Source organism: Nostoc sp., assembly GCF_036917975.1.
Lineage (GTDB): Bacteria > Cyanobacteriota > Cyanobacteriia > Cyanobacteriales > Nostocaceae > Nostoc.
Genome location: NZ_JBALEJ010000024.1, coordinates 290360 through 310395, shown reverse-complemented (window position 1 = coordinate 310395; position 20036 = coordinate 290360). Strand labels below are relative to the sequence as shown.

Annotated in this window: 15 protein-coding genes; 3 read left to right on the top strand and 12 right to left on the bottom strand. The window is 37.2% G+C overall.

The features are described 5' to 3' along the window. The first annotated feature begins 279 nt into the window (after positions 1–279). The 3 genes from V7K76_RS09805 (at position 280) to V7K76_RS09795 (ending at position 4096) form a co-directional block, all read left to right on the top strand. On the top strand, positions 280–1854 hold the full coding sequence (locus tag V7K76_RS09805) for a GMC family oxidoreductase (RefSeq protein ID WP_334776464.1): 1575 nt from the start codon (positions 280–282) through the stop codon (positions 1852–1854). A 295-nt stretch (positions 1855–2149) separates the two neighbouring features. Continuing rightward, positions 2150–2548, top strand: a complete 399-nt coding sequence (locus tag V7K76_RS09800) for a hypothetical protein (protein WP_334776463.1) — start codon at positions 2150–2152, stop codon at positions 2546–2548. A 402-nt stretch (positions 2549–2950) separates the two neighbouring features. Beyond that, positions 2951–4096 (top strand): endo-1,4-beta-xylanase, encoded by a 1146-nt coding sequence (locus V7K76_RS09795; protein WP_334776462.1) that lies wholly within the window; start codon positions 2951–2953, stop codon positions 4094–4096. Positions 4097–4359: 263 nt separating this feature from the next. Here V7K76_RS09795 and V7K76_RS09790 read toward each other — a convergent pair whose 3' ends face one another. From V7K76_RS09790 to V7K76_RS09735, 12 genes are all read right to left on the bottom strand, one after another. After that, entirely contained in the window at positions 4360–5205 is an 846-nt protein-coding gene (locus V7K76_RS09790; RefSeq protein WP_334776461.1) for a WecB/TagA/CpsF family glycosyltransferase, read from the bottom strand. Positions 5206–5359: 154 nt separating this feature from the next. Further along, entirely contained in the window at positions 5360–6511 is a 1152-nt protein-coding gene (locus V7K76_RS09785; RefSeq protein WP_334776460.1) for a glycosyltransferase family 4 protein, read from the bottom strand. Positions 6512–6838: 327 nt separating this feature from the next. Then, on the bottom strand, positions 6839–7732 hold the full coding sequence (locus V7K76_RS09780) for a glycosyltransferase family 2 protein (RefSeq protein WP_334776459.1): 894 nt from the start codon (positions 7730–7732) through the stop codon (positions 6839–6841). Positions 7733–7859: 127 nt separating this feature from the next. Beyond that, complete coding sequence (locus tag V7K76_RS09775; RefSeq protein WP_334776458.1) at positions 7860–8876, bottom strand: hypothetical protein; 1017 nt, start codon at positions 8874–8876, stop codon at positions 7860–7862. A gap of 23 nt (positions 8877–8899) precedes the next feature. After that, positions 8900–10171, bottom strand: coding sequence for a glycosyltransferase family 4 protein (locus V7K76_RS09770; RefSeq protein ID WP_334776457.1), 1272 nt, complete (start codon positions 10169–10171; stop codon positions 8900–8902). Positions 10172–10235: 64 nt separating this feature from the next. Next, positions 10236–11063 (bottom strand): class I SAM-dependent methyltransferase, encoded by an 828-nt coding sequence (locus V7K76_RS09765; RefSeq protein ID WP_334776456.1) that lies wholly within the window; start codon positions 11061–11063, stop codon positions 10236–10238. Positions 11064–11109: 46 nt separating this feature from the next. Beyond that, on the bottom strand, positions 11110–12339 hold the full coding sequence (locus tag V7K76_RS09760) for an O-antigen ligase family protein (protein ID WP_334776455.1): 1230 nt from the start codon (positions 12337–12339) through the stop codon (positions 11110–11112). Further along, positions 12340–13293 (bottom strand): glycosyltransferase family 2 protein, encoded by a 954-nt coding sequence (locus V7K76_RS09755; protein ID WP_334776686.1) that lies wholly within the window; start codon positions 13291–13293, stop codon positions 12340–12342. A 24-nt stretch (positions 13294–13317) separates the two neighbouring features. Further along, on the bottom strand, positions 13318–14640 hold the full coding sequence (locus V7K76_RS09750) for a flippase (RefSeq protein ID WP_334776454.1): 1323 nt from the start codon (positions 14638–14640) through the stop codon (positions 13318–13320). Positions 14641–14694: 54 nt separating this feature from the next. Continuing rightward, positions 14695–15711: a glycosyltransferase family 2 protein gene (locus V7K76_RS09745; protein ID WP_334776453.1), complete on the bottom strand. Its 1017-nt coding sequence runs from the start codon at positions 15709–15711 to the stop codon at positions 14695–14697. A gap of 19 nt (positions 15712–15730) precedes the next feature. After that, complete coding sequence (locus V7K76_RS09740) at positions 15731–16987, bottom strand: glycosyltransferase family 61 protein (RefSeq protein WP_334776452.1); 1257 nt, start codon at positions 16985–16987, stop codon at positions 15731–15733. A 37-nt stretch (positions 16988–17024) separates the two neighbouring features. Next, the gene (locus tag V7K76_RS09735; RefSeq protein ID WP_334776451.1) at positions 17025–19229 is read right to left on the bottom strand and encodes a GumC family protein; all 2205 of its coding nucleotides are present in this window, start codon (positions 19227–19229) and stop codon (positions 17025–17027) included. Positions 19230–20036: the final 807 nt, after the last annotated feature.

Below are 20036 nucleotides of genomic sequence, written 5' to 3'. Positions count from 1 at the left end.
AAATAAATTTCATAGTTCTTCCAGTAAACTCAAACCTTAACAAATTCAGAGTAAGCTAAAGTAAGCTTTTAGCTATTAGCCCAAAATTTATTTGAGGGCGTGATTCTGAGCCACTCCCAGCAGTATTGAGTAACGATATTAATTTTAAACAATACTAACTTTGACAACTTGGTATTAGCTTTTTAAAAAGCTTAGAAATTAATTAAAGTTATTGCCAAATTACTTTGCAGGATCAAACGAATCAAATCGTAATTAGGATGAAATTACGGATTATGAATTATGACTAGCATCACAGAACATTACAACATCATTATTATCGGTACAGGAGCAGGTGGAGGTACACTGGCTCACCGCCTCGCACCCACAGGTAAAAAAATTCTAGTACTGGAACGAGGCGACTTTTTACCGAGAGAAAAAGCTAACTGGAATCCAGAGGAAGTTTATCAAAAACATCGCTACCATACTGATGAGCAATGGTATAACAAAGAAGGTAAAGCCTTTCAGCCCCAAACAGGCTACTGGGTTGGTGGCAATACCAAACTCTACGGTGCAGCCCTAATTCGATTGCGGGAGCGAGATTTTGAAAGGGTAATTCATAAAGGAGGAATTTCTCCAGAATGGCCTTTGAAGTATCAAGACTTTGAGCCATACTACACGCAAGCAGAAAAGCTATATGATGTGCATGGACAGGAAGGAGAAGACCCCACCGAACCACCTCGCAGCGAACCATATCCCTATCCGCCAGTGAGTCATGAGCCAGATATGCAGTCCCTTGCTGATGGCATTCGGGAACTAGGTTATTATCCATTTCACTTACCACTAGGATTAAAGCTTAATGAAAGTGATCGCCTAAATAGCCCCTGCATTCGCTGCGATACTTTTGATGGATACCCCTGTCTAGTACAAGCAAAAGCCGATGCCGATGTTAACGCCATTCGTCCCACTCGCGAAAAGTATGCCAATGTTACTCTTTTAACTAATACTAAAGTCTTGCGGCTGCATACCAGTGAGTCGGGGCGAGAGGTTACGAAGGTAGAAACTGAAATTGCAGGAGAGCAATATTGGTTCACAAGCGATATTGTGGTTGTTGCTTGTGGTTCTGTCAACTCAGCTGCTTTGCTGTTACGCTCTGCTAATGACAAACATCCCAACGGATTAGCAAATAGTTCCGACCAGGTGGGGCGGAATTTCATGAAGCAACTGGAAACAGCCATAGTTTCCATACATCTAGAAGTGAATCACGCCAACTTTCAAAAAACCATCGCCGTCAATGATTTTTACTGGGGAGAACCAGATTTCCCTTATCCGATGGGCATGGTGCAGAATACGGGTAATGTGCTAGCAGATATGATTCCCGGAGAAGCACCCCCACTGATGGCTCCATTTGTCAAGCTGATTCCTCATTTTGAGCGCCATTTGCTGGCCGAGCGATCAGTTGGCTGGTGGTTACAAACAGAGGATTTACCAGACCCCAATAATCGGATTCGGGTAGTGGGTGACAAGATTCACGTTGATTATACACTTAATAATATGGAAGCAGGCGATCGCTTAATTCACCGATGGACATCTGTACTCAAGTCAATCCCTCACTCTGCTAAACACGTCTTGCCATTTAGCCTTTATCCCCGCACTCAGCTACCAGAACAAGCAGTTGGTCATCAATGCGGTAGTTGTCGATTTGGTACAGATCCCAAAACCTCAGTCCTTGACATCAATTGCCGTACTCATGATGTCGATAATCTCTATGTGGTAGATAGTAGTTTCTTTCCGTCAAATTCCGGTGCTAACCCAACACTCACGATTATGGCGAATGCGTTGCGTGTTGGCGATCTGCTTGCAGCACGCTCCGCGTAGCAAGATCCCGTTCGCCCTTGGCATCCCGTAGGGAAGAGTACACTAACCCATAGCTTAACGATTGAAATGAACAGGTTATTGGTCAAACAATTTTGGATTTTGGATTTGCGATAGCGCCGGCGGCAAGCGAGTCTTGTCTGCGACACGCTACGCGACCGAGCGTCAGATTTGGGATTTTAGATTTATTCCGCTTGACTTCGGGCGGGGCATGAACCAAAAATTCTTTTAATCCAAAATCTAAAATCTAAAATCTAAAATCGCTAGTCAAAAGTAAATAGCAAAAAGGAGAAACATTATGACGAAGGATGAACGACAAATTACACCAATTGAGCAACCACAGATTCAATCTCAACAGGACGAGTCAGAACAGATAGATTCTGATCCCTTAGCGACAGGTCTAGGTGTTGTGGGAGGTGGCTTTGCAGGAGCCGCACTGGGTCGCTCAATTGGTGGTAAGATGGGTGCTGCAATTGGTGGGCTTGCAGGGGCAATTACTGGTGGGCTTGCAGCCAATAAGTTGGCAGGATATGTAGAGGAATTTACTGAAGAACTCCAACCGACAGTTGGATTGGGATTAGGAGCAAATCATAAACCAATTGAATTACCTAGTCACTATAGTTGGGAAGAACTACAAGCACTATCAAAACCCCAAGGTGAAAAAATGCAAGCTACAAGGCTTGCACTGTTGCGATGAGACAACAAGTTGCCTGACCGCAACTGTTTTTCTGAAAATGATTTCTGCGTCATGCACTATATTCTACGATTAAGCTGTGTACCTTTATCGTAAATTAAAGGGTTTAAGAACCTGCAATCTACATGTAGCACCCATTTCAGTCGGGGTTTGTCTTGAGAAACGCGGTCTTGGGATGCATCCCAAGACCGCGTTTCTCGCTAAATCCCCCGAAGTTGCCACAACGCGGGGAACCCGCGCAAGGCACTTCTCTTCTCTACGAGACGCTACGCGAACGTCTGAAATTTCTTTAATTTTGAATTTTGAATTTTGAATTTTGAATTATATCCTCTTATTTTTCTTTCTTCCCCCTATTTATTGAGCGGACACTATAATAATCTGTGTGTTTTCTATTAAGTACAATTTATGCCTGATCGAAGAAAATTTCTCAAAAGAGCAGGATACACGACTCTTTCTGCCTTATTGACTATGGGGTTTTTACAGAAGGATAAGCAAAAAGAAGACCATAGCACGAATACTTTAGCAGCAAATTATACCAGTACCAATGGAAATTCCCCCCTTCGGCAATTAGCTGCCGCCAAAGGAAAGCGTTATGGCGCAGCAATTGATGGTGAATTTTTACAAATAGAGAAGGATTACGCTAACCTGCTTGCTCGTGAATGTTCGATTGTAACACCGAATGGTGAATTAAAATGGAATGCCACTGAACCACAGCCAGGAAAATTTACTTTTGAATCAGCAGATGCGATCGCCAATTTCTGCCAAAAGCATAATATGGAATTGCACGGGCATACCCTTTTCTGGTACACGGGAAATCCACCCTGGGTTCCTTACCCCCCTACACTTCAGATGATTGAACGCCATCTTACAGGAGTCATGGGGCATTATCGCAATAGTCCCGTTTTAAAGTCTTGGGATGTTGCCAATGAAATTATCGCTGATAATGAAAATGAAACTGACAACGCTACCTACGGTTTGCGTAAAGGGGTAAAACCAGAATTGATTCGAGACTTGTTTAAAATAGCGGCTTCAGTTGATAGCAGCAAGAAATTTTGCATCAACGAATTTGGCATCGAAGGTGCCACATGGAAATCAGACCGTTTCTTAAAAATGGTCGAATATCTGAAGAATAGTGGCGTTAAAATTGACGAGGCAGGTATCCAGTCGCATCTATGGTTTTCTACTGCCTATGCTTTTGACGAGAAAGGATTTAATTCCGTCTTAAAACGGCTTAATGATCTTGGAGTTAAGCCAAGAATCTCAGAATTAGATATTATCATTGATACCCCACTGCCCGATAGTATCAAAAAGCTAGACCAGATGGTAGCCGACAGTTACAAGCGATATCTTGACCTGTGTTTTGCGGCTGATGTTGATACTGTAATTACATGGGGAATTACCGACCGTCATACCTGGATACGTCATCCAGACTGGATGCCAGCAAAATTTAAAAACAATCCAAGCATGCAGCCATTTTTGCGTCCGCTTCCCTTAGATACGAACTTGCAACCTAAACTTGCCCGTAACGCTATTGCCCAGGCTTTTCAGTAAGCAACTTAATACTCCATCCAGAGGTAAATAGCACTTTTAAGTATTATTCCAAACGAAGTATGTGGCGAGATTCCTCCCTATTCACAACCACGAAAGTTGAATCAAACTGCAAGGAGGGAGACTAGCGTCCCTCGTCTCCCTCCTTGCACCACCTAAACAATAATCATTATTACTGAAAAAACTCAAAGATTAAAAGTGAAGTATAAACTTGAATACTCATTTTTGAAGCATATCATGAGATAAAATCTCATTTTTAGTTCAAATCACAGTAAGCCTTTGAGAGACTCGATAACGCTACGAACTTGTGAAATTTCGTACTTATAAATAGTAGCAGTTTTTTTTTGTTGACTTGAGATACTCCAAATTTCTCGTAAAAATAATGTGCTAAGAAACCAAGGCTCAACTAAGTAACGTCTCCAAAGTCTTTTCGGTTCACACAACAAGCGATACAACCATTCCAAGCCCACCTTTCCCATCCAGCGAGGAGGAGTAGGTATTGCTCCTGCTACATAGTCCATACAGGCTCCACTAGTCAAAATAGTGTTGGTATGAATATGTTCAAGATTTTCGTAAATCCAATACTCTTGGCGTGGCATACCCATTCCCACCATTAATATATGGGGTTCGTAAGCATTAATTGCAGCCAGAGTAGCGAGATTTTCTTGACTATCTTTGTCCATATCAATGTAGCCATGAGCGCAAGCAATCTGTAAACCAGGAAATTTCTGGCACAAAATACTTGCTCCTTTTTCAGCAACTCCTGACTTTGAACCTAAATAGAATACACGCCAGCCTTTATTAGCAGCTTCTGCCATCAGAGGCCATATCCAGTCAGCATAGGTTACTCTTTGTTCTCGTTTCATTGGAAAACCCAACAGTTTTCCAATTAATACTAGAGGCATACTATCAATATGGGTATATTCCGCCTTGGCATAAAAAGCTTGCATTTTGGGATCATTATGGAAGAGATAAAGACTATGCAAGTTGTGATTAGCAATAATCCATTTCTCATTCTTATCAATACATTCTTCAATCAATAAATTTAAGTCGAGGATAGAGAGTGCATCCACTTGGACACCAAGAAGTTTATAAGAAAATCGATTTTTCATGACTTGTTTTTCTTTTGATAAGTATGAGATGTTATCTCAAGGTAAAGGGGAGTATTTTAAAATTAATTTTTAGCAATATTTAAATACTTCAAGATTGAAATATTTAAAAAGACTAATTTCTCTTAGTTAAACGTATTTTTCTAGATAAATCTAACTAAGAATGACTGACTTCCATCAGGATTTCCGCGATATTCTGTGCTTTTGCATTCCAGGAATATTTTTCTGTAATTAAGGTATATGCTGTATCTACAAGTGATTGATATTTATCAATATTTGAAACAGCATCCAGCACTGTACTAGCAACTTCTTCGCTAGAATATCCTGCTACTAAAAGATGTTCTAAGTGGCGAAATTCTTCTAAACCTCGCAAGCCTTCTGGTGTTGATACAACTAACTTTCTAGTAGCAAAATAATCTAATGCTTTATTGCGGGCACCACCTGCTACTGCTTGTTTTGAGAATGGCAGCAAAGCAATATCTGCATATTTAAGATGGGCAACAAAATCTTCTCTATTAGGTAAAAACCCTAAGAAAGAAATGTTAGAGGGTATTGGTTCTAAAATATCATTACTATCCCTACCAATGACAATAAAATGTACTTTTTTTTGATTATTTTCAAGGGATTTAGCAACCTCAATGGCCATTGATACAGACATATCATTAGTCGGAAATTGAAACGTTTTCGGAGCAATAAGAACCACTATCTTAGCTGGTCTAAATGCTTGATAGGGGTCTTTATCAGGAAAACGTTCAGTATTTAGTAAATCTTCAGTCACTCCATTACCGACGCAATAAATTTGCTGTGGAATTCTACCATACCACTGGGAAATTAGTTTGGGAATTGATCCACCTGCTGCAATAATTGGACTACCAGAGAATATCAAAATTCCCTGAGCAATATACGTCTTAATACATTGTGCCAGCTCTTTTAAAGGATTGGCAACTGAAAACAAGCGCATCCAGTATTCATAGGCTGAAAATGTATGAAAATCTAATACAAGAGAAGAAGTACTGCGTTTTCTAAGCTTGAGTGAAATTAAAGCAGCCAATCCAGGTAGTGTTTCTTGAGCATATACAATATCTGGACAAAACTCGTCGATGCACTTTTCTATAGCTTGAATATATGACTTCAAACCTCTTGATTCAATCGAAAAAGAAGGTGCATAATCAACAGATGAACAATTTAATCCTAGTTGAAAAACGTCAAAATATTCCACTAGATATTGTCCTAGATAAAAAGGTCTAGTAAAGGCACCGAATGGTTGACTAGAATCGAGAGTTGAGACAATTAGTAAGCGTTTACCCATAAAATTGATTGCTGATTAATTTATGATTTAATAATTTGAAACTGCATTGATCCAATTATCAAAATAGTTATAAATCGTCCAAATATCATTGTTCTTTTCTTGCTGTTACAACTTCTATCTCGCTTTTTTCTATTCTTTAATGCTAAGTGAATATTCGATAATATAGAATAAAGAATGGATAAAAATTAGTATAAGTACATAAAGTATCGATGATTTTAATAAAAAATTGGCTGTGAAATAAAATTTACGGGAGCATCCCAATGCAAGCAAATTTACCAAAATATAGCTTTAGCTTTTATGCGAATGATCTGCACCCGTGAACGGTTACTAAACTCCTGAGTTAGTTTGATTGATTTCCTCAGAGAATGTGGGAGAAGTTGCCAAATCTTTGTAACCAATAATTGCTCTGATATAGGGTAAGAACCAGTAAAATATCCAGAACGGCCCTGAGTGTCTGCTACAAAATATAGTCCAGGATTTCAAGGGAAATCCTTTAATTTGTAGTATCTTTTTCAATCGTTCTAACATATTTAAATTGGTATCTGCCCAACTATTGCGGATAGAATTTTTAGTACAAGTACCAATATATCCAGGAGCTACCCATATTTTACAACCCAATTTCCGCGCCCTCAGGGCATAATCTAAATCTCCTAAACTGTGAACAAAAGCTGTATCAATGTTGCCAACTTTTAGGGCAACACTTTTAGGAATTAGTACGCAGTTACCGTACATAGCATCACATTGTTGGATAACGGAACTTGGTTCTAAAAATTCAAACTTGTTAGAATACCACTTTTTAGATTTTACTGCTCCTCCATAGGTTGCTCCTCCTGTAATTGCGTCTCTAGTTGAACCAACTACAATTGAGTCTGGATAACCTTGTTCAGTCAAATCTTGATGACTCTGCAATAATTTACTCACAGCATTGCCTTCTAGAAATGTGTCATCATTCAACCACAGATAGTAATCATATTGATGTTTTATTGCCTCACCAAAGGCGAGATGCATTCCTCCTACCCAAAATAAATTGCCATTACCCTGAATAATTTGTACCTCTGGGTATTCTGCCTTGATAGCCTCTGTAGTTCCATCAGAGCTACCATCATCAGTTAAATAAACATCACAATGATTTTTTTGCTGATATAAAGCATTTAGACAGGCAATAGTTGTATTCCGCCTGTTATGGCAGGTCATAATTACGGCTAGATTTGCTTGCTTCATCTCATTTTCCTCATATAATATCTACCAAAGCAATCATACAAATAATGAACTTTTATGCAATTTTTACAAATTTACCTTCATAATCCAAAGATCGGATTTTCAACTTCCGTATATTTTTTATAAAGGTTTAAAATTTAGCCATCTTTTCCATCCAACCACTGAGATTAATATCTAAGTTAAAGTTTTTTAGTTTTTGTTCCATTCTCCTAACTACCAACATATATCGATGCCAAACTGATACGCGAGGCATATTAAGTCTGACAACCTCTTGACACAACCATCGATATTTATCTGAATTGATATTGAATTTTTTCAATCTTTTTATTTGTGCATTCCAATCGTCATAAAAGAATAAGTTGAAATAATGAATGGATATAATATCATCCAAATGTTTAATTTGTATTTCTTTCGATAAACGGTTATGTAAAGGTAATGGATAACTATAATTAGGAGGAAGATGTTCGACGTTTTCTTCCAAGGCACATAAAGTTACAGATAAAACAGACTGCTCAACAAAATAAATACCCTGGGGAGGAGTAATATCCAGACGCATTACTTTTTCAAAATTCTCTTTCCAATTTGTAAATATACCTGCACTCCTTCTCACAGCAACCAAGCCAGAATTCCAGTAGGCTCTGATTCTTTTATTGCCAATTGGTGTGTCAACAAATACCTCACGCTTTACTCCCAGGACTTCATATAGTTTTTGCCAATACCATTCTTGGGGGTCTTGCAGACCTGTAGAACCAATTCCCTGACCATACTCAGGACGTATCCTTACATTACAATCTACTGGCAATAAAAATTCTTTTGGTTCAGAAAAGAAGCATTTATCACTGTCTAAAAAAACTAATATTTCTGCGTCAATATTTTGTTCTGCATAGGCACAAACTAGGGGTTTATTGGCTAAATAATATTCATGAAATTCTCGATTTATAGGAACTTGTTGATGAATCACCTGCAACGCTTCAAACGCTTGTTGGGTTTGCTTTGATATCGGTTCACCTACTCTAGGATGAAAACTATATATAGGTGTATTTTTCAATTCGCCGCAGAACTTACGAATACTTTCTGCAAGCATCAAAGATTGAGCTTCTAAACGACCAGGTTCTGTACAAATTATAAAAGCTATAGGTGTTGACATATATGAAGTATTTGTTTACTAAATTAATTACTGAATGAAGATTTATTTTCGCTCATCAATATTTCTTGAAACAAAGCTGAATAACGACGTGCTTGAAGTTCCAGAGTGAATTCTTGTTCGGCTTTTTCCCGAGCATAAAATGACAGCTTTTGTAGCCTCTGTTCATTTTCAAGCACCCAGATAATTCCTTTGGCAAAATCCTCAACTTCATAAGGTTTAGCCAAATAGCCGTTCTGCTGATGATCAACAATATCTTTTAAGCCAGTAGAATTAAAAGCCACAACTGGAGTACCACAAGCGAGTGATTCAGAAGCTGTCTGTCCAAAAGATTCTTGCAGAGACGGGACAAGCATGACATCGGCTGCTGAGTAAACAGTTGCTAAAGATATATCATCATGTAAGTGTCCCAAATAGTGGGTTTTGAAGCCCAAATCAGGTGGATTATCGGGTTGAGATGCACCAAAAATAACGATCTCAAACTTATCTTTCCAGCCAGATTTGCTTAGTTCTTGTAGTGCTGGTTGCAGGTAATGAAAACCTTTTCTAGAGTCATTGGTTGCATCTAGCGCCCCAAATAGAATGAGTTGTTTATCCAGAGGTAAATTTAGTAATTCTCGCGCTAAACCTTGATGAACAGGTTTATATTTTTGAGTATCCAGCCCATTGGGAATTACTTCAATTCGCAAATTTTTAAACAGAGAACTAGACTTGGCGCATTCAGCTAACCAAGAACCTGGCGAAACAATTGTCAGGTTTAAATTTTTCAAAGCTTTGGCCTTACGCTGCCATACCCAATGGGATAAATCCCAATCCTTTTTGCTATTAAGTTGGGGGCAGGCTCCACAAGATATTTGGTAGCGATCGCAATCTCCAGCATAGCCGCATCCGCCAGTAAATGCCCACATATCATGAATTGTCCAGACTAAAGGTCGCTTTAGTTTAGCAAGAGTTTCTATTTGCATAAAACCTGCGCTAATCCAATGCAAATTGATTATGTCTGGATTAATCTGAGCAACTTGAGAAATAACTCTATCTGGCAACCATTGAATAAAAAATGGAGTATTTTGCTTTTGAGAATAGAGCTTTAAAGGTAAAGTTTCAAATGTCAACTTTGATTTAGCGATGCCTTGAAATAATCTAATTTTAGGTGCAATTACTGTTTTGTCATCAGTATATTTTTCTTGCACCAGCATTTGTGATTGTAAGTCAATTTTTTGTAACCCTTTGTGCAAGCGATATGCAGCACGAGCCGCACCACCAGCCACATCCTGGGTGCTAAGGAGCAAGACGTTCATATTAGGAGTATTTAATTTGAAAAAAATATACTTGATACTGATTCTCTATCGCAGATAATCAGTATTACTTGTTTGGCTTGATGCCCTCACAATATAACGATCCTGGTAGATAAACTGTTCCATCAGCATTAATATCTAAGACTTCATCACTAAAGTTTGAAATATTGCTTGTATGGGCATCCAAAAATTTAATATCCGAAAAACCAACTCTTTCAAAGAGAGTTTTCATACTATGGGAATCATACATCCACTTATGTTTTTCCCCAAGGGTCGTTTCATCTATCATAGACTTACGGACATAATGTGGTATAAACCTCTTTACCATATCAATATAGAGGTATTTGAATTTGTTTCTGAGTTTATTTTGATTGATACTAAATACCTTTTCTAGGAAGGAATTAGTATTATTATTTGCTATCTCTTCTTTGATTTTAACACCTGTTCTTGCTTCTACATAGTTTATGGATGATTCGTCATTGTTTTCAAGCACTTGTCGCCAATAAGTTTTCATCAACCCGCCATGTTCTGTTCTTACCAATTGGTCGATTAACTCAATAATAATCCATTCATATTGTTTCTTTGCTTCCTCATTTTCAATACTGTCGAGAACTCTTAAATATTCACGGCATGTTCGCTCTAAGTCAGGAACAACGATGCGTAAAATACCTTGAGGTTTTAGAACTCTATAGCATTCTTTCACCAGCATTTCCCCCGTGTCCTGAGAGAAATGCTCTAGAACATGACTGCTATAAATTACATCGAAATAATCTTTAGGGTATGGAAGTGGTTGCAGTAAGTTATGGGCAATTACTTCAGGATGTTCAGAATTAAAATCTATATTGATCCATCCAGAAGAAAATCTGTGTCCACATCCAAAATTTAACTTTTTCATGCCTTCTCTCCTTTCAATTAATTATGTAAGTATGTAAACTATTTACCTATTTATATATTGGTGTTCGCTGAAAACTAAGAGTTAGAGATAGAGAAGTTGTGACATACATCAACCAATTCCAACTAGGGGTTAATAATCTGGCTTCTGAAAAATTCACTATGACGATAAGAACTAACATCTGCATTGGCCAATAATCTTCCGGTTTTTCTGCCACTGAAACAATTCGAGTCAGTGCCATTACGAAGAACCGGATAAATCCGGCTGCAAAAGTTAAGAAACCTAAAAATCCTAATTCTAACAATAGTTCTAAAAAGCCATTATGAGCATTGCTTGCCCAATCATAAGTAGCTCTCAGATTAGATGCAGCATTACTAGTCCAAAATCCAGAAAATCCATAACCTAGCCAAGGTCTTTCCAAAACCTTAGATATCACTAATTCCCAGAGATCAGAGCGCCCATTGAAGGTAAGGTCTTTACCAGAAGTACCAACTATAGTTTCAGCATTATTGATCAGTAATATTGAAAAAATAATCAGTAACATTAAAGCTGAAGTAATCATAATAACTTGTAATTTGTAATTATTCTTTTTGAAGGATTGGTAGAAGGGCAAAAGTAATATCATTGTCAATAGGATCGCCAAAGATGTTGTTGAACGTGTAAGGATAATTAGACATATAGATAGCCCACATAGTGCCCACATCAACCAGCGATATCGAGAGCTACTAAGAGCAAGATGTAAGAAAACTCCTGCACTCCAATTCATCATGTAACCTAATTCATTTTTATGACCATAAATTCCACTCCACATACCTAATAATTCAGGTGATTTGTGAATATAACCTGGTATGAATGCAGAAAATATCATAGATAATAATGTAGCTGCACCAAGCGCCCAAGCGATTAACCTCATTTGTTCCCTAAGGGGATAACGCATTGCCAAATAGATTGCAATAAAATATATTCGGATTAAACCTTTTATATCTTTAAGAGTAGAACTTAGGTCTTGTGACCATAATATAGAAAATATAACTATTGCTAGTAAAAAAAACTGTAATGGACTTTTGGTAATTACATAAATAAAACCTTTCCAGTATAAAATTAGGAAATAAAATAAGATTAAATATGAAACTATATTGAATAAGGTATCTACCTTATCACCTCCAAGGGTAGTCATAGAAACTTCTTGTGCAGGGTGTATTGTTAATGCCCCTACAGCAATGAGTAATAGCAAAATAGTTAATATTTTTTCTGTTAATTTTACCTTCATCGCTGCCATTTAATTTATTAATTTACTAAATAGATTACTATTTTTTATTGCTGAATAATTCCATCTTTTCTTAACTTCCTCTTTAAAAATATCCAATGCAGTTGCTTTATAGACTGTTTTCTGCGTAAAATTATCTGCCTCTATACTCCTCAGAATAAACGGTGGATGCTTTAAAGGAAATTCCATTGCTTGCATCGACATATTGATGAACGAAAATTCCTGGTTGGAAGTGAAGTGAGTCGCGTCCGCACCAACGCCAACATTAGAAATTAAATTGACATTGGGAATAATGCTTAAGCTCCCTTGCATCCAGCAGGCAAATGTCCATTGGTAATCCCAGGTTATACCTGTAGGATTGTTATAAACAGACTGAAATATTCGCCGCCAATAGTTTTCTGCTTTTGGGTTTATAAGAATGTCATGTAAAAGGTTTTCTACTTGCACTTCTTTCCAGAGTTTGATGGTCAAATCATAATGTTGCCAAGCACGTCTCCAACTTGCCCAACCCCAGCAGTGGTTGTAGCGAGAAAAATAGTAACTGTAATTTGTGCGTTTTCGTCCGAATTGAAGATTTTGAGCAGAAATTGTGGCGATTCTGGTATCGTTCCTATATTTCTCTAGCAGTTCTTCACTAAATCTGAAAAATGTTGGGTGAGGGATACAATCATCTTCTAAAATAATTGTTTCTTCAACATTATTAAATACCCAATCTAAACCACTAGATACTCGTTTTGCACAACCTAAGTTGATATCAGAATAATTCTTGATAACTTCGCACTCCCAATCAACTCTCTCAATAATTGCCCGAGTTGCTTCACACTTTTCTGCCTCACCTTCGCGATCAGTGCGGGGGCCATCTGCAATTACAAACAGTTTTCTTGGCTTGGCTTGACGAATAGCATCAAAAACTTTCTCTGTTGTTTGTGGACGCTTGAAAATAATAAAAGTTACTGGTGTTTGCATCATAGAAAGGTTAAATAATAACGATCAATATTTATAAAACGGAATAAGCGATCGCACCTGAATCTTAAAAATCTTTTGTGTTCTTGAATCAAATGCATTGCATATAAAACTAGCAGAAGCTTGTGAGATTATTGTTGCACTCGCAGCCCCAAGTCCACCATATTTAGGAATCAGGAATAAATTGAGAATAATATTTAGTATAGCCCCAAATAAAGTTTTACCTAAAGAAACATGGTTCAAACCTTCAGCAATAAACCAAGGTGATGTTGCAAGACCCATAAATACAAACAAAGAAGTCCAAATATGAACTGATAATATTGGTCCCGCTTCCGCATATCCACTTCCAAACATCACCATAATTATCTTTTCGGATAGGAATGTCATTGGTAGAGCAATTCCTAAAGATATACATGTCATTAGACTGAGTAATTGTCCTATTCGCTGATAGTAAAGACTTTCTGATTTTTCCTTAGCGGCGTAAATTGAAGGAGCAACAGAAGAAACAATAGCCCCCGGAATAAAATACCAAATTTCCGAAATACGGACAGCAGCAGAATAAATTCCCACCTCTCTATTGCCAATCATTTGACCTAACATTACCTGATCGATTCTCATAAAAATCATGATAGCGAACCCCGAAAAAATTAGAGGTAAACTCTCTTTAAGAAGGGTTTTGGCAGCAGACAAACTCCAACGCCATAACCACAATGAATACCCTTTAGCTTGGTAAACAATCAGTAAGCCAATTGCACTCATTGCAAATTCTGCTAATGTTACCCAAGCAAAAGCTAACAATGGTGCTTTTGTTAAAATTAGTACGATTTTGATTGCAGTATTTAGCAGAAACGCTATGTTTCTAGCGATCACACTGTATTTTGACTGCACCTGTGATTGAAACCACAAATCAATGGTATCAGTCGCCCTGAAAATTCCTGCCATTCCTAAAATTGCAACTAGCGATATCTTCAGTGTTTCATGCTCACCTAAGAAAAACATAGTGCTAACTGCCAATAAGACAGAAGCAGTTCCACCAAGCAATTTTAGCCAAAAAGTGGTTCCTAAAATTTCCTCTCTGTTTGATGATTGAGGGATAATATGCCGAATTACTACATCGTCCAGTCCTAGAGTGAAAATGGGGCTAAATAAGCTAACAAAAGCTAAAGCATAGTTAAAGAGACCATACTGCTGTACTCCTAAGTAGCGTGCTACCCATACTCCTACAACCAAACTTGCACCCATACGTAGAATGCGGTCAGCAAACAACCAACCTGTATTGGCAATAATTGCACGCAGCCCAGAACGAGATTTAAATTTTGATAAGTTTTGAATTTTTAATTTATTTAACATTATTTTTATGTTTTTATGAATTAATCATGTGACATTCCCTATCCCTATCAAGCTCTATCGTACAAATTTTTTCCAAGTTACAACATAACGTGGATTTATCCAGTATTTCACATTATTTATTGCCGTTTTTAATTTACCAATCATCAAAATTTTCAAAAAATAGCTAAATAATAAAATGATGCCCTTTGTTTTCCAAAAAAAATTATGCTCAAACAAAAATATTATTTTCAAATATGAAATGAAATCTTCAACTTTTGGAAATGGTATTGTTTTTAACTCATTCAGAGAAGTGAAAGCCAATAATAACGGTAAACTAAAATTATTTTTTTGCAGAATGTAATTAAATAAGGAATTGCGTTTCCAGAATCTCTTGTATTCATAGTTGTTATCTATATCTAAAGATTTCTTGTTATAATATTGATTACTTTGATGTATTCTATACATGACTAAAGGTTTCGATATATAAAACTTTTTAGCCCCTACCAAAGAAGCTCCCCATACTAGACAGTCATCAGCCCGGACACGCCAATCTTCTATATGTGGAATAGGCAAAATTTTTCTGATTATTTCTTTACGCATTGATAACGTTGAAGTTATAGAGCCAATCCATTCACCAGTGAATAAAGTTTTAATTACCGAATAACCCAAATCTAAATCAACTGTATCAGTTTGAAATATTCCTTCCACTGCCCCAAATTTTTTATAGGCACAAAATATAAAATCACATTCACTTCTCCTACTATAAAAATTTAGGGCAGTTTCTAAATATTCTGGTTCATAGATATCATCGGCATCTAAGAAAAATATAATATCTCCAGTTGCAGCTAAAAAGCCTTCATTAAAAGATGATAATTGTCCTTCATTTTTTTCTTTTAAAATACACTTAACATTAGTTTCTTGGGTAAATTTAGCGATGATTGCCATAGAATTATCCGTGGATGCGTCATCAACAATAATAATTTCATCAAATTGAACTGTTTGATTTAAAGCGCTTTGAATTGCTTCTGATAGAAAGCCAGCATAATTGTAATTATTAATCAAACAAGATGTTTTTATTTTTGTTATATTCATATCAAACTCGGTCTAGATTTTATTTGAAGATGGCTTTTAAAACCAAGGTAAGCTCGTCTATCGGGACATTTATATCATCATGAATTAAATGCGGATCAAAATAATCAACAGGTTTTTTGCCATCACCAATCAGGTAAAAATACTCTAATCCAATTTGGTTAGCAATTGCCCAAAAACATACATTGACATAGTTGGGAGAAAATATTTCTAATACTTTAGCTCCAGGATTGCACCAGATCAGGTTACTTAATCCAGCTCCATGAGGAGCAACAATAACTTCCGCATTCGATAGAAGAGCTATTTGCATAGCAAAACTATATTCTTCAAGGTAAACTGCTGTGAATCCATAATTTGACAAGCATTTAACTACATTTTCCTCATTCTTAACTCTTCTATATTCAGCATTGGCTCTACTTATATATAGTCTGCTAGGCGTGTTAATATCTGCTTTATTTTTCAGAAAATTTTCTCGCAAAAACTTGCATACCCAAGCGGGAGGATCACCGATACTACCAGGAAGAGAAGGAATAACAAGAGATGCAGCCTGAATGTGGAAATTGGAATCACAAAATAGCAATTTTTTTGATGAAATTCCCAGAATTTCTAGGGATTCAGGTATTGCAGAAATTCCTCTATTGACAATATATTTATCGATACTATCTAAACCCTTTGGAAGAGTTTTTTTAAGAATTTCTAGTCTTGGTAGAGCATCTAATAACCAATGAAAATATTTTCCTCCAGCACCAGTTGCTAAGATAGCAACAGTTTCAGATACTTGCTCGCATTTTGGCAGCTTTAAATAAGGAAATACATGATGTTCGCTATTCTCAATACCTGAAACATCGCAAAGCAATCTGTCATCATGTGTAATCACTGTACCCGCGTTACCAATAACTCTCCCATTGGCGATAGAAATCATAAATGTTTCAGGGTTAGAATGAATGTATCTACCATCAAATTTCCAATGAATTTCTCCCGATATTGATTTAGGAGAATTTCTCTGGGATACAGATGGTGGAAGAAATTTTGTATAGATTACATCATTCAGATTCTTTGTTTGACATAGCTGCCAATATTCTACAGATGAAGCATAGTAGCCTTTTGGTAAGTTAATGTACTTGGAGAGGAAAGGAAGAGATTGAATAGCATTAACAAGCCAATTCCTAATTTGGTTTGCAAATAACCAAATCTGGTTTTTATATACATATGATTTGACTATTTTTTTGAAAGCAATCATATCTGTGAAAGATATACCAATCTTTGAAAGAGTAGACATAAACCAAATCCAAAAGCGATAGTTGGGATAGTATTAATTAACGTTCTTTGGAAATTTTTTTTAGGCTGCTAGATACTAAATCTTGTTCAATTTGTCGTTTTTTGGTGTCATAAAAATAGTTATTAGGTTCATTTTTAGTATTCACACCATTGATTACTATCCCTAACACCTTCTGACCTGACTGAGTTAAAAACTCTTTAGCTGAATTCGCACTATTAAAGTCAACTACTCCAGGACGAACGACTAATAAGATACCGTCAGTGAGGGTACTTAAAACAGCAGCGTCTGCTATTCCTGAGAGAGGAGGCGTATCAAAAATTACAAGATCGTAATCTCTCCCAATGTGACTAATTAATGTTGCCATACGTTGAGAATCTAGCATTGCTACTGGATTGGGAGGCAAAACTCCGGAAGTAAGAACTTCCAGGTTAGGCATAACTTCTTGTACAGAGGCATCTAAAGAAACTTGACCAACGATGACATTACTTAGCCCTGTTTCATTTGTTAGCCCCCAGATATGATGCTGTATGGGATGACGCATATCTGCATCCACCAATAACACCCGACGACCCGACTGAGCCATAGTCACAGCTAAATTCGCAGATACGTCAGACTTTCCTTCTTTGGCAACGGAACTTGTAATTACAATGCTTTTGAGCGGTTTATCAGCACATAGGAACTTCAAGTTCACTTGTAGTATTTGGTATGCGTTACCAAGAGGGAAGTAAGGAATATCTCTGCCAATAATTTTGGGAATAGGTCTATCGAGTCCTGCTCTAGAATAATGAGCTTTACCACTTCTACCTTGTGTGGGAATCACTCCCAAAACACTGTATCTCAAGACTTCTTTAGCTTCTTTGACGGTCTTCACCGAGCGGTCTATCAAGTCTAAACTAAAGGCGACAATGATACCTAAGAAAAGACCAACTCCTGCACCACCAATAATAAACAGAGTTTTGCGAGGCCCTTCTGGTTTATCGGGGATTAAGGCATGGGAAATGACACGAGCATTAGGAATCTTTTGATTCTCTGCAATATCAATTTCTTGGCGTTTCTTTAAGAGTGTTTCATAAGTTGTTTGAGCTGCTTGCAACTTCCTTTCTAGCTCTCGTTGATTCTGTTCTAGCCTTGGCAAATTATTTGCTCGTTTGATGTAGGCATCTTGCTGTCGCGAGAGTGTGGCAATTTGTCTTTCTAAACCAACGCCTTCTGCCTGAGCACGAGTAATATCTGCAATTAGTCCTTGCCGCAGTTGTCCAAGCTGTAAATTTCCGTCTGTTATCTGCGCTGTACCCGCTACTTGTCCTGTCCGATCTTTTAGTAAGCTCTTAAGAGCTGCAACTTTTTCTTCTAAGTTTTTAATTGTAGGGTTTTCAGGTTCAAAACGAGTCCGCTCTAGTGCCAGCTGACTTTCTACATCTTGGAGTTGGGCAAGCACTTTCTGAACTCCAGGTGCTTGACTCAATTCAGATGCAATTACACCTTGCTTTGAATCTACTTTAGCTTCACTACGTAACTGTTCTAAACGACCTTTGACATCATCTAGTTGAGCTTGAGCTTGAGAAATTTGGTTGCCTAACTTGGAAATCGTATCGACTGCTGCGGTTGCCTCTTGTTCCAGGACAACAACTTTATTTATTTCTTTAAATCGCCGCAGTTGTGATTCGGCTCTTGTGACAGTTTCCTCAGCTTTGGGTACTTGCATTACGAGAACCTCTTTGGCTGTCCGTGCTTCAGTCTGATTCGCCTTAATATTTAGGTCGATATAACTGTCCATAACTTTATTGACGATGTTGCTAGCCAGTTTCGGATCACCGCCTTTATAAGAAAGTTGTACAATGTCGGTGCCTTTGATTCCTTCTATTTTTAGTTGTTTTGCCAAGTCGGGAATCGACAGAGGTTTGCCTTGACTATCTTTGAGGTTGAGGGAATTAATTGTTTTCTCCATCACTGGATTTGAGCCAACAATTCTCACCTGAGTTTCCAGGGGATTGTCGTTCACATTCAAAGCTTCTAGGCGTCCTATATCTTGTGGTGAGCCTGTGAGTGAGGAAGAACTATTTGTTTTAATCATCAAACTTCCTTCTGCCTTGTATGAGGGTTTCAGTGAAAATGCATACAAGCATCCAAGAGTTACAGCTATGCTAAAAATTCCGACTAGAGGTAGCCAACGCCGTTGAAGAACTTCTAAGTATTTCTGAATATTTATTTCTTCAAAGTTCGGTAAAGATTCCATTGTCATACTATATACAATCTTTTATAAAGATAAAGAATATTTACTTGCAGCAGATTTGTCTCAGTATTTCCCCGAAAGTAGGACTTTAGTCTAATTCGCAATAGTTCGCGATAGTAATATTTCCCTTGATTGTCAGCTAACGCCTTTTTGCTGAGGTTGTTCAATATCTAAAGTAAACTAAACAGTTTTAAAATCCCAATTTTAACTTAGATTGGTTGATATTTTCCTGACAGAAAACATAGGATTAATCACAACTTTCTCCTTAATTTAGTAGCTTTTCATTTTTGGTTAACTTCAGTTAATTTAGTTTTGTGTTACTACTGATGCAAGTATTCATTAGTAGTCTAACACTCCACATTATGTAAGAACACTGAATTGGATAACTTTACAAAAAATTCATACAAAACCCTGACATATCAGGATAAACGCATTTAATTATGTAGTGAAAAATACATAAAAATGACTGAAATAGGTATCAGTGAGTCGAATTTAAGAATTTAATTTGAGTATTAAATATGTTAAGTAGTACTTAATAAGCAAAGCATGTATTATACATCAGGGTTAGTCTTGTGGTATCGGGTTTCAAGTTTCCTAATAATTATCGGAAGCAATGCTCCAAAGTGAGGTGCTAAAACTAAGAACGGAAATAGGTATTTCGGGATGCGTAGGCGCAGCCCGCCGTAGGTATCGCAACGAAATAAACCTGGTTTCATTGAGAATATGGCGATGTAGTTGATAATTAAACCCCGATTTCACATTGCTCCCATAATTCTCTTACTAAAAACTCAAAGGCTTTAGCCCTATTTAATTTTC